Source organism: Paenibacillus sp. FSL R7-0331 (assembly GCF_000758645.1).
GTDB lineage: Bacteria > Bacillota > Bacilli > Paenibacillales > Paenibacillaceae > Paenibacillus_AQ > Paenibacillus_AQ camerounensis.
In genome coordinates this window covers 5288427-5312058 of the sequence record NZ_CP009284.1, presented here as the reverse complement: position 1 = coordinate 5312058, position 23632 = coordinate 5288427, and the positions used below count along the sequence as shown (strand labels likewise).

Annotated in this window: 16 protein-coding genes; all 16 read left to right on the top strand. The window is 56.9% G+C overall.

Translation table 11 applies throughout. The features are described from left to right. Positions 1 to 282: 282 nt before the first annotated feature. The 16 genes from addB (at position 283) to R70331_RS22815 (ending at position 23508) form a co-directional block, all read left to right on the top strand. Positions 283 to 3804 carry a helicase-exonuclease AddAB subunit AddB gene (addB, locus tag R70331_RS22890; protein ID WP_042179446.1) on the top strand — a complete coding sequence of 1174 codons (3522 nt, stop codon included), beginning with the start codon at positions 283 to 285 and terminating at the stop codon, positions 3802 to 3804. After that, entirely contained in the window at positions 3801 to 7979 is a 4179-nt protein-coding gene (locus R70331_RS22885; RefSeq protein ID WP_042179442.1) for a UvrD-helicase domain-containing protein, read from the top strand. The genes addB and R70331_RS22885 overlap by 4 nt, the downstream gene beginning before the upstream one ends. Positions 7980 to 8056: 77 nt before the next feature. Next, the gene (locus R70331_RS22880; RefSeq protein WP_042179439.1) at positions 8057 to 9241 is read left to right on the top strand and encodes an exonuclease SbcCD subunit D; all 1185 of its coding nucleotides are present in this window, start codon (positions 8057 to 8059) and stop codon (positions 9239 to 9241) included. A 1-nt stretch (position 9242) separates the two neighbouring features. Next, entirely contained in the window at positions 9243 to 12659 is a 3417-nt protein-coding gene (locus tag R70331_RS22875) for an AAA family ATPase (RefSeq protein WP_042179437.1), read from the top strand. A gap of 615 nt (positions 12660 to 13274) precedes the next feature. Then, entirely contained in the window at positions 13275 to 13634 is a 360-nt protein-coding gene (locus tag R70331_RS22870) for a histidine triad nucleotide-binding protein (RefSeq protein ID WP_042179434.1), read from the top strand. 138 nt (positions 13635 to 13772) lie between these two features. Further along, positions 13773 to 13946: a 30S ribosomal protein S21 gene (gene rpsU, locus R70331_RS22865; protein WP_005547957.1), complete on the top strand. Its 174-nt coding sequence runs from the start codon at positions 13773 to 13775 to the stop codon at positions 13944 to 13946. 15 nt (positions 13947 to 13961) lie between these two features. Further along, positions 13962 to 14405 (top strand): GatB/YqeY domain-containing protein, encoded by a 444-nt coding sequence (locus tag R70331_RS22860; protein WP_042179432.1) that lies wholly within the window; start codon positions 13962 to 13964, stop codon positions 14403 to 14405. Positions 14406 to 14590: 185 nt separating this feature from the next. Beyond that, a complete protein-coding gene (locus tag R70331_RS22855; protein WP_042179429.1) occupies positions 14591 to 15958 on the top strand; it encodes an NfeD family protein in 1368 nt (455 codons plus the stop codon). Between the two features lie 77 nt (positions 15959 to 16035). Further along, on the top strand, positions 16036 to 17037 hold the full coding sequence (floA, locus tag R70331_RS22850) for a flotillin-like protein FloA (RefSeq protein ID WP_042179426.1): 1002 nt from the start codon (positions 16036 to 16038) through the stop codon (positions 17035 to 17037). Positions 17038 to 17053: 16 nt separating this feature from the next. Then, on the top strand, positions 17054 to 17665 hold the full coding sequence (locus R70331_RS22845; protein WP_042179423.1) for a hypothetical protein: 612 nt from the start codon (positions 17054 to 17056) through the stop codon (positions 17663 to 17665). A 219-nt stretch (positions 17666 to 17884) separates the two neighbouring features. Continuing rightward, positions 17885 to 18178: a sporulation protein YqfC gene (gene yqfC / locus R70331_RS22840; RefSeq protein WP_042179421.1), complete on the top strand. Its 294-nt coding sequence runs from the start codon at positions 17885 to 17887 to the stop codon at positions 18176 to 18178. Then, positions 18175 to 19356: a sporulation protein YqfD gene (yqfD, locus tag R70331_RS22835; protein ID WP_042179419.1), complete on the top strand. Its 1182-nt coding sequence runs from the start codon at positions 18175 to 18177 to the stop codon at positions 19354 to 19356. Before yqfC ends, yqfD begins: the two co-directional genes overlap by 4 nt. A 15-nt stretch (positions 19357 to 19371) precedes the next feature. After that, complete coding sequence (locus R70331_RS22830; RefSeq protein WP_042179417.1) at positions 19372 to 20343, top strand: PhoH family protein; 972 nt, start codon at positions 19372 to 19374, stop codon at positions 20341 to 20343. Between the two features lie 17 nt (positions 20344 to 20360). Beyond that, positions 20361 to 22622: an HD family phosphohydrolase gene (locus R70331_RS22825; protein ID WP_042179415.1), complete on the top strand. Its 2262-nt coding sequence runs from the start codon at positions 20361 to 20363 to the stop codon at positions 22620 to 22622. Continuing rightward, positions 22619 to 23113, top strand: coding sequence for an rRNA maturation RNase YbeY (gene ybeY / locus R70331_RS22820; protein WP_042179412.1), 495 nt, complete (start codon positions 22619 to 22621; stop codon positions 23111 to 23113). Before R70331_RS22825 ends, ybeY begins: the two co-directional genes overlap by 4 nt. Beyond that, positions 23113 to 23508 (top strand): diacylglycerol kinase family protein, encoded by a 396-nt coding sequence (locus R70331_RS22815; protein ID WP_042179411.1) that lies wholly within the window; start codon positions 23113 to 23115, stop codon positions 23506 to 23508. Before ybeY ends, R70331_RS22815 begins: the two co-directional genes overlap by 1 nt. Positions 23509 to 23632: the final 124 nt, after the last annotated feature.

Here is a 23632-nt window from a genome sequence, read left to right as displayed (position 1 = left end):
AAATCAGGAGACTGCCGCCGGCATGGCGTGCAGTCTTTTTGGATCGTAAAGGATGTATAAGTTCTCGGGATTTTCTTCAAATTACCTAATTCAGCACCCATGTTACGGCTCTGCTATGCAGGGGTATTTGTTGTGTTATCCGCAGGGGACAATGAAGATTTGAAAACAATGGCAAACGTACGTTCTGTTATGCAGGGGGTAAATATGCTATAATGTTGGGACGAATGTAACTTGGATTTGTGCGGATGCGCTGAATCTGTGAAACGGAAGGAGTCTACTGCAATGACGGTACGCTTTTTGCTAGGCCGCTCGGGCAGCGGCAAGACAACAAAAATCCGGGAGGAGATTTCCTCCAGGCTGGAGAAGGAGCCGCTGGGTGCTCCGCTGATTATGCTGGTTCCGGAGCAGGGCTCATTCAGTGCAGAGCGCGGACTGCTGGATACGGGAAAGGCAAAGGGCAGCCTGCGGGCACAGACACTCAGCTTCTCACGCCTGGCTTACCGGGTGAAGCAGGAGACCGGAGGCAGCGCCGGCCTGCCGATCAGTGAAGAGGGCAAAAAAATGCTGCTCTACAAAATTATCAGCCGCCGCAAGGAGGAGCTCAAGCTGTTTGGCGCTTCCGGCGACCGGCCCGGCTTCATCGAGCGGCTGAGCAGCCTGCATACAGAGCTGAAGCGTTGCTGCCTCGGGACCAGTGACTTGGAGGAGCAGCTGTCCAGAATGCGGGACTCCTCGCCGGGCAGTCCGATACTGGCAGGCAAGCTGGATGATCTCCAGCTTGTATTCAGCGATCTCGAACGGGAGATGGCAGGACTGTACATCGACGAAGAGGACAGGCTGGCTGAGCTTGCCGCCCATATTCAGGACTCCTCCTATATCCGCGGAGCCGAAGTCTGGGTGGATAGCTTCCATGGCTTTACCCCGCAGGAATTAGTAGTGCTGCGGGAGATTATGCTCCATGCCTCTAGTGTAACAGTAGCGCTGACCTTAGATAAAATTTATCCGCCGGGGCTGCAGCCGCATGAGCTGGAGCTGTTCCATCCCCCGGCTGTTACGTATATCAAGCTGCGCGGAATGGCGGAGGAGGCCGGCCTTGAAGTGTGGGACGAGCTGCTTGCCCCGCCTGTGCTGCCGCGGTTTGCAGGCAGCCCCGCCCTTGCCCATCTGGAACGCGGCTACGGACGGCGATGGAAGTGGACCGGCGGCGCTGAACAAGTAAGCAGTGAGCTGTCTCTAAGTGCAGCCTCCTCCCGCCGGACAGAGGTTGAGGGCGCGCTGCGCGAAATGCTCAGGCTTGCCCGCGAGGAAGGGGCCAGGTATGGAGAGATGGCTGTATTCATGCGGAGCATCAGCGACTATGAGTCGCTGATTGCCCCTTTGTTTAATGATTACGGCATTCCGTTTTTCCTTGACCAGAAGGCCAGCGAGCTGCATCATCCGCTGGCGGAATTTGTCCGCTCCGCACTTGATATCGTGCGCCGCCGCTGGCGTTACGAGGATGTATTCCGCTGCGTGAAGACGGAGCTGCTGCTGCCGGCTGACGGCAGCCTGACCCGGGAGGATATGGACCGGCTTGAGAACTATGTGCTTGCCTGCGGCATCCAGGGCTACCGCTGGACTAACGGCAAACCGTGGAAGGGAATACCGAGCCTCACGCTGGAAGGGGCCAGAGCTGTGGATGAGGCGCTGCTGGCGAAGATGGAAGCCTGCCGGGAGGCCATTACGGGACCGCTCTATGCTTTTGAGAAAAGAGTGAAGAAAAGCCGCAGCGGGCTTGAGCTGTGTACTGCGGTATATCTTCTTCTGCAGGAGGCGGACATTGCCCGCAAGCTGGAGCAGCGTAGTGCCGCTGCTCTGGAACGGGGGGAGCCCGCCCTTGCCCGTGAGCACAGCCAGCTGTGGGATGCGGTGCTTGAACTGCTGGACCAGATTGCCGAGATGATGGGCGACGAGCGGCTGGAGTTTGAGCTGTTCGCCGGAGTGCTGGAAACCGGCCTTACCGAACTCAAGATGGGGCTTGTTCCGCCGTCTCTGGATCAGGTGCTGGTCGGAACGATGGACCGGACCCGGACTACAGGCGTGAAGTACGCCTTTTTGCTTGGATTCAATGAAGGTGTCGTTCCTGCGCAGTTCAAAGAGGACGGAATTCTGTCTGAGGGCGAACGGATGCTGCTGGAGAATGCCGGAATGGAGCTGGCTCCCGGAGCTTCACGCAAGCTGCTTGACGAGCGGTTTCTTATTTATAATGCACTTACGACAGCCAGCTGCAGGCTGTGGATCAGCTATGCCACTGCGGATGAAGAGGGCAAAGCGTTGTTGCCTTCTGAGATTATCCGCCAGCTTCACGTCCTGTTCCCTGATGCTTTGAGCGAACAGGTCATGTCCGGCTTTCCTTCAGGGCTTCACCCGGACGATCCGCGGGGAGAAGCACGTCACCTCGGCTTCATCGGACAGCGGGAGCAGACACTGCGCATGCTGATAATGCAGCTGCGGCACTGGAAACAGGGTGTTGAGATTCCCGGGATGTGGTGGGATGTCTATAACTGGTACATCAGCGGCAGTGAGGAGCGCCGGCTGCCGCTAGAGCGTCTGCTCGGATCATTGTTCTACCGCAACAGCGGGATTCCGCTGCGGCGTGAGACCAGCCTGAGGCTGTATGGCGGCTCCACACTGCGCGGGAGTGTCTCGCGGATGGAAAAGTTTGTCGCCTGCTCGTTCTCCCATTTTGCCTCATACGGTTTAAGGCTGAGGGAGCGCCAGCTGTACAAGCTGCAGGCTCCTGATATCGGCCAGCTATTCCATGCTGCGCTGAGTGACATGGCCAAACGGCTGCAGGAGCAGGGCAGAGGCTGGGGCAGTATGTCTGCAGAGGAATGCCGCCGTGAGGCGGGAGCGACAGTGGATAAGCTGTCTCCGCTGCTGCAGGGTGAGATTCTGATGAGCACTAAGCGGTACGGCTATATTTCCCGCAAGCTGAAGAATATTGTAGGACGGGCCTCCGTTATTCTCGGTGAGCATGCCCGCCGGGGCAGCTTTGAGCTGGCCGGGCTGGAGCTTGATTTTGGACCGGGCAAGGAGCTGCCTCCGCTGAGAATTACACTGCCTAACGGCTGCATTATGGAAGTCGTGGGCAGGATTGACCGGGTGGATATGGCGGACAGCGAGCAGGGTGTGCTGCTGCGGGTCATTGATTACAAGTCCAGCCAGAAGGATCTTAAGCTGCATGAGGTTTATTACGGGCTGTCGCTGCAGATGCTGACCTATCTCGACGTGCTGCTTACGTATTCTGAGCAGTGGCTTGGCAAGGCAGCCCTCCCTGCGGGAACTTTATATTTTCATGTGCATGATCCGCTGCTGTCATCGCCGAACGGGCTAAATTCCGAACAGGCAGCGCAGGAGCTGCTCAAACGCTTCAAAATGAAGGGGCTATTGACAGCAGACCGTGAGGTCGTGTCCCTGATGGATACAACACTGGATAAAGGGCATTCGTCCATAGTGCCGGTAGCGCTGAAAAGTGACGGGAGCTTCTACAGCAGTGCGTCTGTTGCAACGCCTGAGCAGTGGGGACATCTTTTGTCGGCTGTACGCAGCAACATTACCGAGATCGGAACACGTATTACGGAAGGGGATGTTGCCATCCAGCCGTACCGGATTCAGCAGGAGACTGCCTGCACCTTCTGTTCGTTCCGCCCTGTGTGCCAGTTCGATGAAGCGGTTGAAGGGAACGGCTACAACAATCTGGGCAAACCGGCCAAGGATGCCGTCTGGGACCTGCTGTCCCGCAAAGGAGGAGAAAACGCGTGAGAAACAGAACCGAACTGGAACCCAAGCCCGAGGGCAGCTTTTGGAGCGATGACCAGTGGCGGGCCATTGCTGAGAGCGGCGACGATATACTGGTAGCGGCGGCGGCAGGCTCCGGCAAAACGGCTGTGCTGGTAGAGCGGATTATCCGCAAAATCAGCAGCGCGCAGACCGGCTTCAGTGTGGACCGTCTGCTGGTGGCTACGTTTACCAAAGCGGCAGCGTCAGAAATGCGCCAGCGGATCCGTGAAGCATTGGAAAAGAAGCTGGAGGAGACAGAATCCGCAGCAGATGAGGAACGCGGGGACGAAGGCCATCTGCGGCGCCAGCTTGCCCTGCTAGGCAGAGCTTCGATTACGACTCTGCACTCCTTTTGCCTTGAGGTCATCCGTCGCTATTATCAGCTGATCCCGATTGATCCCGGCTTCCGGATTCTCAATGAGCATGAAGCGGAGATGATGCGCCAGGAGCTGCTGGAAGAGCTGCTGGAGGAGAAGTACGGTGAAATGACGGAGGACGGAGAAGACAGTGTGTTTGTTCAGCTGGCCGACTGGTTCAGCGGGGAGCGCAGTGACGATGCGGTGCATGCGCTGGTGCAGCGGCTGCATGATTTTTCACGCAGCCATCCGTGGCCTGATCAATGGCTGCGGGACACTGCGGCTGAGTTTGCGCTCCCGGATACCGCAAGCCTTGGACAGACGCAATGGGTGCAGAGCATTCTGGCGGAAGCCAGGCTGACGCTGGACGGAGCTGTAAGCCAGCTGGTCCAGGCACAGGAGATTTCCCTGCAGCCCGGCGGTCCGGCGCCGTATGCGGATAATCTGGCCGAGGATCTGGCAATGGTACGCGGGATGCAGGAGGCTGTAGCCTCACGGCCCTGGGCAGAGCTGTATGATGTCTTTGTAGAAGTCTATTTCGGCAAGCTGAAGGCCTGCCGTAAGGATTCAACCGATCCGGCTCTGCAGGAGATGGTCAAGGAGCTGCGCGACAACGTGAAGAAGAGTCTGCTTGATTTGCAGAAATCCCTGTTCGGGCGTCCGGCGGATGCCTTTCTGGCAGAGCTGCATACAGCGGCTCCGCTGATGAATGAGCTGGCAGAGACGGTGATCACCTTCGGCGAGCGCTACCGTATAGAGAAGGCCGGACGGGGACTTGTTGATTTCAGCGATCTGGAGCACTACTGCCTGCAGATCCTGCGCCATTCGGATTCCAGGCCGGGCAGCTCCTTGCCTTCCGATGCAGCAATGGAGTACCGGGCGCAGTTTGATGAAGTGCTGCTTGACGAATATCAGGATACGAACAGTGTACAGGAAGAAATTGTGCGGCTGATCTCGCGTGAAGCGCCGGGCAACCGCTTTATGGTCGGTGATATGAAGCAGAGCATTTACCGCTTCCGGCTGGCGGAGCCGGGGCTGTTCCTGGACAAGTACAACAGCTACAGCTCTGCGGGAGACGCGGGCGGTGAAGGCAGGAAGAAGGGTATTGAGGATACCGCAGGCGGTAACAGAACCGGAGCAACAAGCGGCGCCGGCGGGATGGTCATTGACCTGGCCCGGAATTTCCGCAGCCGGATGGAGGTCGTGAGTGCGGTCAATATGATTTTCCGGCAGATTATGGACAAGACCGTTGCCGAGATCAGCTATGATGAGCGTGCCGAGCTGGTGTACGGGGCTAACTTTCCCGGAGCTGCCGATAAGGGACCCGACACGTACTTTGCTCCGGAGCTGCTGCTGATTGACCGGGGGACTTCTTCCGGCGCACATGCCGGGGAGTCTGGTGAGGACGGGGAGCTCCCGGCACAGGAGAATGAAGCGGCCGAAAGTGAGACAGCCCAGCTTGAGGCGCGGGCCATTGCCCGGCGCATCCAGCAGATGACCGGAATGGCCGGAGGCGCACCGCTCCTGATCTATGATAAATCGCAGAAGCTGATGCGTCCGGTCGTATACGGCGACATTGTGATTCTGCTGCGCTCTGCCCGGATCTGGACGCCGCTCCTGATCGAGGAACTGCGCCTGGAAGGTATTCCGGCCTTCGGTGACCAGAACAAGGGTTATTTCCAGGCCACCGAGGTGGAGATCGCTCTTGCGCTGCTGCAGATTGTGGATAATCCGAGCCAGGATATTCCGCTCGCCGGTGTCCTGCGCTCGCCGGTTGTCGGCCTGACCGAGGAGCAGCTGGCGGAGGTGCGTCTGTGCAGCAACGGAACATTCTATGATGCGCTTTTGGCGGCAACTGGTATAGGGAATACAGGTAAGCCTGTACTTGATTACACTGGCCTTGCGCCGGATGAGGAATTCGCAGAGGTGGGATATGGCGGGCAAATGGAACGGTCAGATGCCGGACGAGTGCAGGCGGAGACAGCAGCTGCGCAGCAGCAGTCTGTCCATGGAGATGCTGCTGCGGAGGCAGTTATGCAGATTGCACCGGGGCTGCATGCGAAGCTGAAGCATTTCCTCATGCAGCTGGAAGGCTGGCGTGATGCCGCCCGGCAGGGCAGCCTGAGTGCCCTGATCTGGCGCATCTACGGGGAAAGCGGATATCTGGAGTGGGCCGGCGGATTGCCCGGCGGCTTCCAGCGCCAGAATAACCTTAAGGCGCTGTATGACCGGGCTGTACAGTTCGAGAAGGATACCACGGCGCGCGGTTTGTTCCGCTTCCTCGTCTTTATCAACCGGCTGCGGGACAACGGGGGTGATCTCGGGGTTGCCGGAGGAAGCGGAGAAGAGGCCGGCGGGGTGAGCATCATGACCATACACAAGTCCAAGGGTCTGGAATTCCCGGTTGTTTTCATTGCAGGGATGGCCAAGCAGTTCAACCGCCAGGATCTGCATTCCCCGTTCCTGATGCACAAGGAGCTTGGCTTTGGACCGCGTTTTGTGGAGCGGGAGACGAGAGTCAGCTACCCGACGCTCCCTTTTCTGGCAATCAACCGGCGCTCCCGGCTTGAGCTGCTGGCCGAGGAGATGCGTGTGCTCTATGTGGGCCTGACCCGGCCGAGAGACAAGATGATTCTCGTCGGCACATTGCGTGATGTCCCCCGGACCGTATCCTCATGGGCGGGTACGCAGAGCCGCGGGGAGCTGCTGCTGGCCGACCATCTGCTGGCCAGAGGCCGCAGCTATCTGGATTGGGTCGGTCCGGCGCTGATCCGTCACCCCGCTGCAGCGGTTTTGCGTAAGCTGGCAGGCGTAGAGGGGGCCGGATCAACGGTCTTGCACAGTGACAGCTCCAACTGGAGCATTTCTGTGCAGAACGCCGCGGCATTAAGCTCAAGCACTTATACGGCTGGAGAAGAAGATTCAGCCAAGAATGAAGAGAAGCGGCAGGTGCTCGAAGCGCTGCGCAAAGGCAAGACGGTTACGGCTTATAGTACACCGGCCGCCGGCGAGATCGCCGCCAGGCTGCAGTGGGAGTATCCGCTGGCCGCCGCTTCCGCCATTCCGGCGAAGACCTCAGTCACGGAGCTCAAATCCATGCTGTCCTTACAGGATCAGCCGTCTTTCGATCTGCTGGAGGAACGGGCTGCAGCCGGAACCGTCCGGGGCAAGGGACAGACTGCACGTACGGACAGCCTGCAGCTGCGCCGTCCCAAGTTTATGGAGAAACGGGGACTGACCGGCGCGGAGCGCGGTACAGCCTACCATACAGTCATGCAGCATGTTCCGCTGGATGGGCCTGTTGACCGTACGGTTCTTGAAGCGGTGCTGGCTCGCCTTGTCCGGATAGCTGTTCTAAGCGGGGAGCAGGCGGAAGCGGTGGAGCTGGGCGAAGTGGAAAGCTTTTATTCCAGTGAACTCGGAAAGAGACTGTCCGGGGCGGAATGGACACGCAGAGAGCAGCCGTTCAGCTATATGGTTCCGGCCGGCGAGGCTTATGAGGGACTTGATTATTATGACCGGACGGCGCTGGAAGCTCCGGAATCCGGTGCCGGTGCACTTGCGGAAGCTGTGCTGATCCAAGGGGTTATCGACTGCCTGTTCCGCGAGGACGGGCGGCTGATTCTGATCGATTACAAAACAGATGCCGTTCTGGAGCATCAGGGCGGACTCGGCAGCCTGAAGGAGAAATACCGGTTCCAGCTTGAGCTGTACAGCAAAGCGCTGTATGACATAACCGGCGAGCCGGTCAGTGAGGTCTGGTTATACTTTTTTGACGGCGGGCATGCTGTCAGGCTGTAGTTTTCGAAGGGTATAACAACTAGTTGTGACTCTATTAATCTATGATTACCGCAGGTTGGCGGGGAAAGAGGCGTAAAATGCGCATTTTGCATACAGGCGACTGGCACTTGGGCCGTACGCTGGAAGGACGGAGCAGGCAGAAGGAGCAGGAGCAGTTCATTGATGAGCTGGTAGACATTGCCGATTCCGAGCAGGCTGATCTTATAATGATGGCGGGAGATGTCTATGACTCAGTTAATCCTCCTGCAGCGGCAGAGCAGCTGTTCTACGATGCGGCGGCAAGACTGACGGCAGGCGGCCGGCCGCTTGTGGTCATCTCGGGCAACCATGATCAGCCTGAGCGTGTAGCCTCTGTCTCCCCGCTCGTGCGCCGGCAGGGAATTACACTGGTTGGTATGCCTACATCGGAGCCGGTTACAGTGCATGCGGTGCGGACAGGCGAAATTGCCAAAATCGCCGCCCTCCCCTACCCCTCGGAGGCCCGGCTTGGCGAGCTGCTGGCCGGAGAGAGCGGAGAGGATGAGCTGCGGCTGGCTTACAGCGCCAGAGTCGGCAGGCTGATGCAGCTGCTGGGCAGAGAGTTCACTCCCCAGACCGTCAATCTTGCGATGAGCCATATTTATGTGCTGGGCGGCGTTGAGAGTGATTCGGAGCGCCCGATCCAGGTTGGCGGCGCTTATACAGTAGATCCGTCTGCGCTGTCCTGCGGCGCACAATATACAGCGCTTGGGCATCTGCACCGCGCCCAGCGCGTGAAGGGCGACGGCATGATCCGTTACAGCGGGTCTCCGCTGGCGTACAGCTTTTCCGAAGCGGGACAGGCCAAGTCAGTAACAATGGTGGATGTTGCACCCGGGGGAGAGCCTGAATTTAAGGAGATTTATCTGAGCTGTGGCCGTCCGCTGGTCAACTGGAAGTCATCCGGGGGACTGGAGGAGGTATACAGCTGGCTGGATGAAGGGCGCGATGCCAATGCTTTTATTGATCTGGAGCTCAAGTTGACTGAGGCAATGTCCCTGAATGATATCCAGCGGCTGCGCAAGGCGCGGGAAGGCATTATTCACATCCGGCCGGTGTACCCGCAGATGGAGCTGGAGCTGGAGCAGTCCGCCCGCTCGCGCATGCCGGTGCAGGAGCTGTTCCGTAAGTTCTACCAGCGCCAGACCGGAGGGGCCGAGCCGGACGACAGTCTGGTCCGGCTGTTCCTGGAGCTGGCGGAAGAAGAGGACCGGCGCCAGCCGGAGGAAGGCGAGGTGGGCTGACGTGAAGCCGATTCTATTGAAGCTGTCCGGGCTGCAGAGCTACAGGGAGCAGCAGGAGATTGATTTTGCCAGCCTGACTGAAACGGGGCTGTTCGGGATTTTCGGCCCGACCGGCAGCGGGAAGTCCAGCCTGCTGGATGCCATTACGCTGGCGATGTACGGCAAGGTGGAGCGTGCCGTGAACGGGACACAGGGCATTATGAACCATTCGGAGGACCAGCTCAGCGTTGCTTTTACCTTTGAGCTTGTATCCTCAGCCGGTCCACGCCGCTTCAGGGTGGAGCGGAAGTTCAAACGCACCGGCGAGCAGTCGGTCAGCAATACGATCAGCCGCTTTGTCGAGCTTACTGAAGACGGGGATCATGTCCTGGCTGACAAGCTGGCTGATGTTACGCGCTGTGTGGAGGAGCATATCGGGCTCAAGATGGATGATTTCACCCGGGCTGTTGTGCTGCCGCAGGGGAAATTCGCCGAGTTCCTGTCCCTGCGGGGTGTCGACCGCAGGCAGATGCTTCAGCGGCTCTTCCACCTGGAGCAGTACGGGGACCAGCTGGCTCTGAAGCTCAGCCGCAGGGTCAAGGATAATGAAGCGGCGCTGCGCGCGCTGGAGGCTGAGCAGCAGGGGCTCGGCAGCGCCGGCAAAGCGGATATTGAGGCGGCTGAAGCGAGGCTGCAGGAAGCAGGCCGCCGCGCAGAAGAGTGCCGCAAGCTGCTGGAGCAGGCGCAGGAGCGTTCTGAACGCTTCGCGAAGATCCGCGAGCTGCAGGAGGAGCGTACCCGCCGTGAGGCCAAGCGGCAGGAGCTGGCTGCCCGGGAGGAGGGCATTCTCCTCCTGGAGCAGAAGCTCGGCCAGGCTGACGAGGCCGGACAGCGGCTGCCTGTGCTGACTGCCTGGCGCAGCGCGGAAGCCGCCTGGAAGAGCCGGCTGGCCCGTGCGGAGGGCCAGGAGGTACAGGCCGCTTCCGCCGAACGGGCAGCGGCAGAGCTTGCTGCGGCTGAAGCGGCTGCACAGGCTGCGCTGCAGGCGGAGGAGCCGGCCCTGCGCGAGTACGCCGGCACCTACCGGCGTGCCCTCGAGCTCGAAGCCGAGCTCGGGGGGCTTCGCCGGGAGCGCGCCGCCGTGCTGGAGCGCCGCGAGGCGGTCTCCAGCGGGCTTGCTGCCGCGCAGGAGCGGATGAACCGGGAGCGGGAGCTTTTGGCCCGCGGCCAAAAGAAGCAGCAGGAGCTGCAGCAGAGCCTGCTGCCGCTGGCGGTCCGCTCCCAGGAACGGCAGTCTCTGCAGGAAGCGATGCAGAGACTGCAGGGGCTGCGCTCAGCCGAGACCCAGCGGGACTCGGCTGAGCGCGAGCGCCAGGGCCGCGCGGCGGTGCTCGCCGCCGCAGAGGCGCGCCTTGCCGCAGCCGGAGGCCGGCGGCAAGAGCTGGCCGTGCAGCGCGGCGGGCTGGTCGCCGCAGCCGCGCTGCACCTGGAGGACCTGCGGGCTGCGGAAGCCGCCGCAGGAGAGGCCGCCGTGCGCCTGGAGCAGCACGGCGGCGCGCTGGAAGCCGCGCGCAAAGAGCAGGAGGTTCACCGGCTCTCTCTGGCACTCGCCGGTGAACTCCAAAGCGGGCTGCCTTGCCCGGTCTGCGGCAGCGAACATCACCCCTCGCCTGCGTCCGTCCAGGACGGCGGCGGGGACGATGAGCTGGCCGGCCGGCTGGAGCATGTGCGCCTGCTGGCCAGACAGGCGCTGGATACACGCCACCTGTTCCGCAGCCTGCTGGAACAGGACGGAGCGTGGCTCGCGCAGGTGTACGGCGAGAGCATGCCGGAGCTTCCGGCTGCAGCCGGTCTGGAGCAGCTTAGCGCTGCTAGTCTGCATTCCGCGCCGGGGGCAGACGAGACGCTGCAGGCCAGCCTGCTGACAGAGCTGGAAGACAGGCTGGCCGGCTGCAAAGCCCGCTCCGGCAGTCTGCGCAGCGATGCTGCGCAGTGGCAGCGGGCCATGCAGGAGCAGCAGCAACTGTGCCATAAGGAGGAGGCTGCCGTAGAAGCAGAAGCAGCCTGGCTGGGCGGGCTGGTGAGTAAAGCTCGGGAGCTGGCAGGTCAGGCGGACAGTCTGCACCGGGAGTGGGCCGAGCTGTTTCCCGGACTGGCGGTGGATGAGGCGGAGGCTGCTTACCGTGCGGTGCTGCTTAAGGATGAGCAGGCGGAGGAGATCCGGGGCCGTCTGGAGATCAGCGTGAAATTTCTGGATGACAAAAGCGTTGCCGTTCAAGCACTGCAGGAGGAAATCTCCGGTCTGGATAAGGAGCTGGCTCACTTACACGCCCAGCTGGAAGGCAAGGAAGCGCTGGAGCGCGAGAAGGCGGAGCGCCTGCAGCAGTGGACAGGCGGCCGTGCTGCTGCGGAGCTGCTTGCTGAATGTGAGCGGCAGCTGCAGGAGCTGCAGGCTGCGCTTGAACGGAGCAGGCTGAGCCACCGTCAGGCAGCCGAGAAGGCGCAGCATGAGCTCAAGGAAGCGGCGATTGCCCGTCAGGCGGCTGAGTCAGCCGGGGAGCATTACAATGAAGCATCTGCACGCTGGCAAGAGAGCCTGGGGTCATCGCCTTTTGCTTCAGCAGCTGAGGTTGAGGCTGCGGCACTGCCGCCTGAGGAGCGGAATGCTGCGATGATGAGCGTGCGTAGACACCGCGAGGAAGAGGCTGAAGTGAACCTGCAGCTGCGGAGCATAGCCGGGAAGCTGCAGGGTGCAGCCCTCAGTACGGAGGAGTGGCAGGAGAGCCAGGCTGTACTTCGCCAGTGCAGGGAGGACGATGAGGAAGCGCTGCGCAGCCGGGCACGGGCCGAGCGGGATCTGGAGGATCTGCAGCAGCGCCATATTCGCTGGATGGAGCTTGAGGGACAGCGGATCGGCCACGCTGCGCTGCAGGACCGCCTGTCGAAGCTGCAGACGGTCCTGCGCGGCAATGCCTTTGTCGAGTATATTGCCGAGGAGCAGCTGATGCAGGTCTGCCAGGCAGCGTCGCAGCGGCTGCGGTTTCTGTCCAAGCAGCGTTACGCGCTGGAAGTGGACTCCGGCGGAGGCTTTGTGATCCGTGACGACGGGAACGGGGGCGTCCGCCGTCCGGTCTCGACTCTGTCCGGGGGAGAGACCTTCCTGACCTCACTGTCTCTGGCGCTTGCCCTATCGGCGCAGATTCAGCTCCGCGGACAGTATCCGCTGCAGTTCTTTTTCCTGGACGAGGGCTTCGGCACTCTGGACCCTGACCTGCTGGATACGGTGATTACATCCCTTGAAAAGCTGCACAATGACCAGCTGTCCGTCGGCATTATCAGCCATGTTCCGGAGCTCCGGGCCAGGCTGCCGCGTAAGCTGATTGTGGTGCCTGCCGAGCAGGGAGGCGGGGGATCGCACATTCTTTTGGAAAAAATGTGAAACCGGGGGTTTGATGTGATGTCGATCACAGAGACACCATCATGCCCCTGTTATAATACAGCTAAGCCGACATCATTTAGAAACACCTCGGCGGACGTATGACCGGGATGTACTCCTTTTCATACGTTCGCCGCCGAATCAGCCTTTCAGCTGATAGGGTGTTTCTTTTTTTTTGTCTACCGGCCATTAACGGATTATCTTCCGCTGTACCTAATACAGTTTGCTTGTGGCCTGGATGCTGTACTGTACCTAATACAGTTGTCCTTCAGCAGCAAGGCAGCAGGCGTGCCAGTAGGAGGTGTTAGCGTATCGGGCTAAACCCGTCTAAATGATGCGTTATTATAGAAAAATGGATGATCCGCATCTGCTAAGCCCCCCTCATTATCATCATCGGCAATCCCTGCCGGAATGACCTCCTGTAAACTGGTTTACAGCAGCTTTCGTATTGCCCAAAAATCCTGTATGATAAGACACATAAAATAATATAGCGGAGAAGGCCGGACATTCCGACCGGGCAGGCCTGTATCCATCGTGATCATTCGCCTGTACGGTAACAGGTTTTGCTGCTTATTCAAGCATCGCCGCTCTACACAACCTTTAGAAGGAGGTGTTGTATTGGAAACTGTTTTTAGCAAAATCATTGAGGGCACCATACCTTCAAAAAAAGTGTTTGAGAACGAACGCATTCTGGCATTTCATGACATTCAGCCTGCGGCACCGGTGCATGTGCTTATCATTCCCAAGAAGTTCATTGCTTCGATGAATGATGTGACTGCAGAGGATCTTCCGCTGATCGGCGAGATTCATGCGGTGGCCCAGCAGATCGCTGTAGAGCTTGGCGTTGCTGAGACCGGATACCGCTTGATTAACAACTGCGGACCCGATAGCGGACAGGCAGTGCCGCATCTTCATTACCACCTGATTGGCGGTGCCAAGCTGGGCGCCCTCGTCGGTATTTCGGATTCACACGCATAGTGCTGTATCCAATAACAGACCGCCTGCCAGAAAAAAGAATAACACGAAGGTTGACACCTTATTTCGGTTTGACCTATAATGAAAGTTGATGAACCGTGTTATGCTCTTGGACGGTCTGGTCGGAGGGAGGGAAAACTGGTGTCTGAAACGAAAGTTCGTAAAAACGAGACAATTGATGCTGCACTTCGTCGCTTTAAACGTTCCATCGCTAAAGATGGTGTCTTGGCTGAGGTGAAGAAACGCAAGCATTATGAGAAGCCAAGCGTTAAGCGCAAGAAGAAGTCTGAGGCTGCTCGTAAGAGAAAGTTTTAGGAGGATTACCGAGTCATGAATCTTAGCGAACGATTGAACGAAGATATGAAGCAAGCGATGAAGAGTAAGGACAAGTTCAGACTCTCCACCATTCGAATGGTTCGTTCTACGATAAATTATTCTGAAATAGAATTAAAGAGAACATTAGACGACAACGAAGTGCTTGATATCCTTAGTCGTGAAATCAAACAGCGCAAAGATGCCCTCCAAGAATTTGAATCAGCGGGTCGTGAAGAGCTTGCCGCGAATACGAAGGCAGAAATCGAGATTATCATTAAGTATCTTCCTGCGCAGCTTTCCGAAGAAGAAATTAAAGTAATTGTACAGCAGACCGTCCAGGAAACCGGTGCTTCTTCGAAAAGTGATATGGGTAAGGTCATGAGCGCACTGATGCCTAAAGTCAAAGGTCGCGCCGATGGTAAACTTGTGAACCAGGCGGTTCTGCAATTTCTGCAATAATATAGCGCTGACACCCCTTGTATAAGGGGTGTTTTTCATTTTCAGGGGACAAAGGCTAAGCATATGCTTACCGTTGTCCCTTTTTTTATATCCGGCAGCGTGGAGTCATATTTTGAAACGGATTGCCTGAAAAAGGCGTACTAGGAGTATGAATTGGGTTATCATGAGTGAGGGGAGGTTCAAATATGAGCAGATTCCGGAAAATGATTGTATCCTGCACTGCCGCTATGCTGCTGCTGTTGCTGTGCATACCGGTTATGGCCGGAGCATCCGGAACAACAGACAGGCAGGCCGGAGTTGCCAAAAGCGGCCCCGTTTTTATTATTCCGGTAGACCAGGAGATTGAACGCGGCCTGCAGAGCTTTCTGGAGCGCGGATTTGCAGAGGCGGCGAACTACGGCGCTGTTCTGATCGTGCTTACGATTGATACGCCGGGAGGTCTGGTGAACTCGGCCGAGCAGATTGGAACAATGGTCAGAGACAGTGAGATTCCGGTTACCGCCTATATTAAAGGCGACGCTGCGTCGGCAGGAAGTTACATAGCGCTGAACGCGGACACCATTATTATGAAGCCCGGGAGCATGATCGGTGCGGCTTCGCTGGTGGATATGAACGGGAACAGCGTGGATGACGCCAAGATGAATTCTTATTGGAAATCGAAAATGGTGGGGGCAGCCGCGCTGAACGGCCGTGATCCTGACATTGCTGCAGGAATGATGGATGTGAACCTGGTGGTGAACAAGCCTGAGCTTGGCGTGAGCAAAACGGCAGGGCAGATTATTGCACTGACCAGTGATGAGGCGCTGAAGGCGGGATATGCCGAGCATCTGGCGGCAACACCGGAAGAGGCGGTGGCCTGGCTGGGCTACTCGACTGACGACATCTTTCACGTTCAGCAGACAGGCGCTGAGAAAATGTCGCATTTTCTGACCAATCCGGTTGTAATGACCATTCTGCTCTTTGTCGGGATTGCCGGCATTGTCATCGAGCTGCTAGTGCCGGGCTTCGGCGTTCCGGGTATCATCGGGACTTTGGCCTTCGCCCTGTATTTCTTCGGTAACTATGTGGCAGGCTTTGCGGGAGCGGAGACATGGCTGCTGTTCATTCTCGGGCTGGTCATGCTTGTCCTGGAGCTCTTTGTCCCCAGCTTTGGGATTCTCGGATTGCTTGGTTCCATCTGTCTGATTGCGGGGGTTGTACGGGCAGCCTTCAGCTACACGCATGCCCTCTTGAATCTCGGGATCGCATTTGCCGCTGCGGCGGTAGTCATTGCGGTCGTGGTGGTAATATTTAAGGAACGCGGCATCTGGAACCGGTTTATTCTCCATGAGAGTCTGACCAAAGAAGAAGGTTTTGTACCTGCAATGGAAAGGCTAAACCTTATCGGCGCAGCGGGAATGAGCGTCACTCCGCTCCGGCCGGCGGGAACTGCGGTATTCAGCGGAGAACGGGTGGATGTAGTCACCGAAGGCAGCTTTATCAGCTCTGAACGCCCCGTTTCCGTCGTGAAGGTGGAGGGCGGGCGTGTGGTCGTCAAGGAAATGATTGAATAACCTTGCTGTCCGTTAGACGGCAATGAATGGCTCTTGATTTGGTTTTGAAAAAATGTTAACGGAGGTTGGGAACAGGTATGGGTGAAGCTTCTTTGATTCCTATTTTGCTGATCGCGGTTGTTGTGATCATTGTGTTGAGTGTGTTCTTCAGCTTCTTCCCGGTTATGCTATGGATTTCTGCATGGGCATCCGGCGTGAAAATCAGCATTATTACGCTGGTGGCGATGAGACTGCGCCGGGTTACGCCGAGCCGGATTGTTAATCCTCTGATTAAGGCTATCAAAGCCGGACTGGGGCTCAATATTAATCAGCTCGAAAGCCATTACCTCGCCGGAGGTAACGTTGACCGGGTCGTTAATGCGCTGATCGCGGCGCAGCGGGCCAATATTCCGCTTGAGTTTACACGCGCAGCGGCTATTGACCTGGCCGGACGTGACGTGCTGCTGGCGGTGCAGATGAGTGTTAACCCGCGTGTCATTGAAACGCCGATTGTTGCTGCAGTAGCCCGGAACGGGATTGAGGTAAAGGTAAAAGCACGGGTAACGGTCCGGGCCAACATCGACCGGCTGGTCGGCGGTGCGGGTGAGGAAACGATTATTGCCCGTGTCGGGGAAGGTATCGTTACAACAGTAGGCTCCAGTAATTCACACAAAGACGTGCTGGAGAACCCGGACTCGATTTCCCGGACTGTTTTGTCGAAGGGGCTTGACTCCGGTACGGCTTTTGAAATTCTCTCGATTGATATTGCGGACGTTGATGTCGGCAAAAATATCGGGGCATACCTGCAGACTGAGCAGGCTGAAGCGGATAAACGCATCGCCCAGGCGAAAGCCGAGGAACGCAGAGCGATGGCTGTTGCCCATGAGCAGGAGATGAAGGCAAAGGTTGTCGAAATGAAGGCGCTCGTTGTCGAATCGGAATCCCGGGTACCGCTGGCTATGGCGGAAGCGCTGCGTTCCGGACAGCTTGGTGTTATGGATTATATGAATCTCAAGAATATCGAAGCGGACACGCAGATGCGCGGCTCACTCGGTAAAACGAATGACGGGGACGATCACAACCGTCCGACCAATAAATAAGGGGATGTGAGATCCCATGGGCAGTCTGATTTATATTGCCGTGATTATTCTGGTCGCAATCTTCACCAATGTGAATAAAGCGGCCAAAAACAAGAAAAAACCTAATGCAAGCGGCGGAATGCCGACCTTTGGCGGCAGGGGTGATGACCAGCCGATGCGCAGAGGCCGGCGTCCAGAGCCTGACGGCAGTGCGGCGCGTCCTGCCGCAACCGGCAGCGGCTTCCCTTCACCGGACAACGGCCCGGCGGCCAGCGCTTCGTCAGAGCAGCATGAGCATGAGCTTGCACCAGCCTGGCAGGAGCCTCCGCATGTACCTACTCCTGATTATGAGACGGGTGAGGGAATGTCTTACGAGCAGCCGGGAGACCAGGAGGACAGCGTGCAGGTCCGTACAGAACGGATGCAGCGCGAGCTGGAGCGTCTTCAGGCTGCTTATGATGGAATAGCGGCTTACGGGCTGGAAAAGGGCGCAGAAGGGCCTGTAGCGTCCCTGGAGCATGGCATGGCTGCTGCTTCTCCGCTTCCGGGCAGTGCTGGCGGCAGCCGCCAGGCGCTGCGTAACGGACTCGTCTGGGCAGAAATTCTCGGTCCCCCGCGCTCGCGGAGGCCGCATTCAACCAGAAGATAATAAGCTGCAGTAAACATAGCCGCTATCGGGCGGTAAGAGCCATAGTGCATGAAGCTAAGCCTTCGGACCCTACTCACAGGGTCTGGAGGCTTTTTGCATATATTGGGTCTCGCCAGGATTACCGGACCGTATTTCTAAACATCCGTGTGAGTAATTCTCATAAAAAGCTGCAGTGCCGCATAAGGTGTACAGAAGGCAGGAAGGGGGAGAAGTCTACATATGACCCGTATTGGCCGCAGGCTGCGGGGATGGACAAACGGGGTACTGGATCTTCCGCAGGATGTACTGCAGGAGCTGCCCCGGATCACCCTGATCGGCAATAAAGAGCTGTATATTGAGAATCACCGCGGTGTGCTGCATTTTTCGTCCGCCCTGCTGACTATCGCTTTAGCCAAAGGGGCGCTTGAAATTTCCGGCCGTGAGCTGAAAATCCGCAACATTCTCGGCCAGGAGCTGGCCGTAGAAGGCGTTATCGGAGAAATCAGATACAAGGGAAGCGAGGAGAAAACATGAAAGAGCCGCCTCTGTCAGTGCTGCGGGGGTTCGTTACACTGCATGTGACGGGACCTGCGGTGGAGAAATTTATCAATGCCGTAGCCGCAGAAGGCATCGTCATCTGGGAAGTGAAGCCTGCAGGGGACGGCGCTTCCCTGAATTTGCTGCTGGATGACTTTTTCCGCCTCCGGCCGATTTTGAAAAGTACAGGCTGCCGTATGCACGTTACCGCCAGAAACGGTCTCCCCTTCCGGCTGGCGAGGCTGTGGAGACGCAAGCTTTTTTCTGCAGGCATCCTGCTGTTCGGGGTGATGATTCTGCTGTTCTGCTCAATGGTATGGACGGTCCGGGTCGATGGGAACCAGCGTATCGCCTCAGATGATCTGCTGGCAGCCGCGCGGCAGGAGGGGATTTATCCGTTCCAGTGGATCTGGCGCATGGATGAGCCGGACAAGCTCTCCAAGAGGCTAATCTCCCGGGTGCCGGGTATTTCCTGGATCGGTGTGGAGCGGACCGGGACGAGCATCACGATCCATATTGTAGAGGCGGATCAGCCGGAAAACCGCCCGCTGCTGAGCCAGCGGCATCTGATCAGCAGGACAGATGCGGTCGTTACAGGGATTTATGCCGAGCAGGGCCGGCCGGTCGTCGGCATCAATTCCCGGGTCAAAAAAGGGCAAATCCTCATTTCCGGCGCATTGGGTGATGAGGAAAACATAGAATACGTTGTCGCCAAGGGCGAGGTGAAGGGCCTTGTCTGGCATGAATATAATATCGAGGTTCCGCTTAAGACCAGCGGCAGCTCCTATACAGGAGAGCGGAAGGACCGGACTTATCTTGTCCTCGGAGACTGGGCGGTTCAGCTATGGGGCTACGGCAGCTCGGGCTTCAGTAAATCCCGCACGCTGACTGAGAGCAATATGCTGTCCTGGAGATCTCTGCAGCTGCCTCTCGGGGTTATGACAGAGAAGGAGCTGGAAGTGGAGTATACGTCTGCGGTAAAGACGGCGGAAGAAGCTAGAGCGGAAGGAATTGCAAGGGCAAAAAGCGATATTTTAGCCCGTTACGGCACCGACAGCACCATTAAAAGTCAAAAAATTTTGCATGAGAAGAAAGACAATGGTAAAGTTTATATGAAAGTGCTGTTTGAGGTGGAAGAGAGAATTGCGGAAGAACTTCCGATAGTAAACAACTGAGGAGAATGAGGCTACTTGTCAGAACAGACTGCAAGCATACGTATATCTTTGCAAAATGCGGGAGAAGCGCAATCGCTGTTCGGCCCGCAGGATGGATTTCTCAAGATCATCGAAAGTGAAATTCCGGCAGTGATTGACTCTCGGGAAGCAGAAATTACGATCCGCGGGGCAGAGCGTGAGGTGGACATGCTGGAGCAGCTGTTCAATGTTCTGCTGTCGCTGATCCGCAGCGGTTACATCCTCAGCGAACGCGATATTCAGTATGCTGTGGAGCTGGCGAAGGAATTCCGCGCCGACCAGCTGCTGGATCTGTTCAAAGGTGAAATTACAACCACCTTCCGCGGCAAGCCGATCCGTGTCAAGACCATCGGCCAGAAGCATTACGTGACTACGATCAAGAAACGCGACATCGTCTTCGGCATCGGCCCTGCGGGAACAGGTAAGACCTACCTCGCGGTAGTGCTGGCCGTTTCGGCCCTCAAAGAAGGCTCTGTCAAGCGGATCGTGCTCACCCGCCCAGCTGTAGAAGCAGGCGAAAGCCTGGGCTTTCTGCCGGGCGATCTGCAGGAGAAGGTTGATCCGTACCTCCGGCCGCTCTACGACGCGTTATACGACGTTATGGGGCCTGATCAGGTGGCTAAGGCGCTTGAGCGGGGACTAATTGAGATTGCACCGCTTGCTTATATGCGCGGACGTACACTCGACGATTCTTTCATCATCCTGGATGAAGCCCAGAATACGACGCCTGAACAAATGAAGATGTTCCTGACCCGGCTCGGCTTTGGCTCTAAGATGGTCATCACCGGTGACGTTACCCAGATCGACCTGCCGCGCGGCAAGAAATCAGGATTAATCGAAGCTAAGGCGATTTTATCCGGCATTGAAGAACTCGGCTTTGTCTATTTTGCGGAACAGGATGTTGTAAGGCATTCTCTGGTGCAGAAGATTATCGTAGCCTATGACCGCTCTGCCGAAAACCTCGACTAACAAAGGGGACTGTCCTCATGGCTTCAAAGCAACCATCGAAACTAAGCGGATTCGTATACAGCAATACCGGATGGAAGTATAGCGCGTTGACGCGCTATGCTCTTTTCCTGTTCCTGGGGCTGGTCTTCTACTTCAGCCTGTCGTCTGACCTGCTGCCGAAACGTTATGATATCAAAGTGAATACTACCAGCGCCAAAGAGATTACGGCTCCCAAGCAGATCTTGGATAACAAAGCCAAGCTTAAGGCCCAGGAAGCTGCGGCAGAGGGTGTACAGAACAAATATGCCATCATACCGATCAGGGCGGACAGCCTGGTTACTTTGCTGCTGGACCGGATCGACAGCCTGAATCAGGATGATCTGATCTCGCAAAGTGACAAGATCGGCATTTACAAGGATGTTATCCCGCAGCGGGCCAATGATTTTGTACAGAGCTTTATTAATTCCAGCCGCAACGCCGGTACCTATTCAGATACGCTCCTGGAGGAGATCCAGACCGGCATTGCTGAACAGGCTTACACTATTCCTGAAGAGACTTATATCAAAATTCCGCGGCTGACTACCCAGGATATCATTGAGATGAAGCAGGTTGCCCGGGAGATTGTCATCAAGCTGATGAATGACCAGATTGTCGATGCCCAGACCGCCCGCGCCAAGGTGGCGGAGCAGGTCAGCGTCAGCTCGCTCAGCCAGCGCACAGCCCGCGAGGTGACTCAGGAGCTGGTCCGGCTGGTTATTATGCCTAATAAATTTTTTGATGAGGAAGCGACGAAAGAAGCCAAGGTCGAAGCCCGTGAGAACACGCCGGATGTATTTATTGAACAGGGCGATGTGCTGGTAGCCAAAGGCGAGACGATTACCCCTGAGCTGTACACACTGCTGGACGAGAACGGACTGCTGAGCAATGAGGTCAATTACTGGCCGCAGTTCGGCCTGCTGCTGCTGTCGGTCATGCTCTCAGCGGGGCTGATGGTGTTTATCCGGTACTCCGGAGGCGCAGCCAGCTCGGGATTCAAGTACAACAACTCGCAGCTCCTGATGCTGGTGCTTGTTTTTGTTATCACCATGATTACTATGAAGCTGGCTGCCTTCCTGCAGACCGATGTCCGCTACTACGTAGGTTTCCTGGCTCCGGTCGCCATCGGGGCAATGCTGATAGCCATGCTGCTGGATATGACCCTGGCCTATTTCTGCTCCATCCTGTTCAGTGTGCTGGCGAGCATTATTCTGAATGTGCAGCAGAATACCGTATTTGATTTTAACTTCGGCTTCTTTGCCCTGGTAGTATCGTATGTTGCTATATTTGCCACCCACCGCGCAGGCCAGCGTTCCACACTGCTTAAGGGCGGAATCATGGTTTCCTTATTCGGCACAGTCACTGTGTTTATGCTGAAGCTGCTCGGCGGGGGGGGCTGGAATGATACGCAGACCTTGTATTCGCTTGGCTTTGCTTTTGCCGGCGGGCTGCTGACAGCAGTGCTTGTAATCGGGCTGATGCCGTTCTTCGAGGCCACCTTCGGGATCTTGTCAGCGCTGAAGCTGGTTGAGCTGTCTAATCCGAATCATCCGCTGCTGCGCAAGCTGCTTACAGAAACGCCGGGAACCTATCATCACAGCGTAATGGTCGGCAATCTGTCGGAAGCGGCGGCGGAAGCAATTGGAGCAGACGGTCTGCTGTGCAGGGTAGGCTCCTATTACCACGACATCGGCAAGACGAAGCGGCCGTTTTATTTTATTGAGAATCAGAACAATATGGAGAATCCGCATGATTCGATTGAGCCGGCGCTCAGCAAATCCATCATTGTAGCGCATGCCCGTGACGGGGTGGAGATGCAGAAGGAGTACAAGCTGCCCAAGCCGATCCGCGACATAGCCGAGCAGCATCACGGCACGACGTTCCTGCATTATTTTTATCATAAGGCGCTTAAGATCGCGGAGGAAAAGGGTGTCACGCCTGACTTCACCGAAGAGGATTTCCGTTATCCTGGGCCGAAGGCGCAATCCAAGGAAGCCGCTGTGGTTGGTATCGCCGACAGTGTGGAAGCAGCGGTCCGCTCACTCCGCAAGCCTACTGTTGTTCAGGTAGAAACGATGATTGAAAAGATAATTAAAAGCAGGCTGGACGACCACCAGTTTGATGAATGTGACCTGACGATCAAAGAGCTGGACATTATTGCCCGGACGCTCAAAGAGACGGTCATGGGGATTTTTCACTCGCGGATCGAATATCCTGAAGAAGTGAAAAAACCGAAGAAAGAGGAAGGGGCGGCTACAACATGAGTCTGGCCATCAACTGGAACAACGAGCAGGAAGAATACGAGATAACGGATGCTCTGATAGCGCTCCTGGACAGCATTCTGCAAAAAGCAGGCGAAGCCGAAGGGGTTGAAAAGGGTGAGGTAGATCTCACTTTTGTTGACAATGAGCGGATACATGAGCTGAACCGGGAGTACCGGGGAATCGACCGTCCGACAGACGTGCTGTCCTTTGCCATGAACGAGGCGGGAGAGGACGAGCCGGAGATTATATATGCTTTTGATGATGATGAATACGGGGAGGTTCCGAATTCGCTGGGGGACATTATTATCTCTGTTACACGGGCTAAGGAGCAGGCTGAGGAATACGGCCATTCCCTGGAGCGGGAGCTTGGCTTCCTGTTCGTTCACGGCTTCCTGCATCTGCTGGGCTATGACCATCAGGATGCCGAATCAGAGGCTGAAATGATGTCCAAACAGGAGCATGTACTGGCGCAGGTTGGGTTAACCCGCTAATGGCCAAAAATACGGCGGTAGGCCACAAAAAATTCTGGCATTCATTCCGGTTTGCAGCGCACGGCATTGCCTCCGCGTTCAAATCTGAGCTGAATATGAAGGTGCATAGCGTTCTGGCTGTAGCGGTGCTTGCCGCTGCGGCGTTTTTCAGGCTTCCTCCTTTAAGCTGGATACTGCTGCTGCTGGCAATAACGCTTGTACTGAGCACAGAACTGCTGAATACAGCAATTGAAGCGACGATTGATCTGGTGTCGCCGGATATTCATCCCCTGGCTAAGACCGCCAAAGATACCGCCGCAGGAGCTGTGCTGCTTACGGCGGTTTTTGCCGTTATTGTGGGAATCTACGTTTTTTATCATCCGGTGATGGACTGGATCACAGGATTTATGTCATAATCAGTTTACAACTTCAGCCAAAGCCTGAGGCGGACCGGCATATGTGCCCTCCGCCATCTTGCATGAGGCCGCTGTGCAGCATTATTGCGGGTGTGCCGGAATTTCATGGTGTGTAGACCGGCAG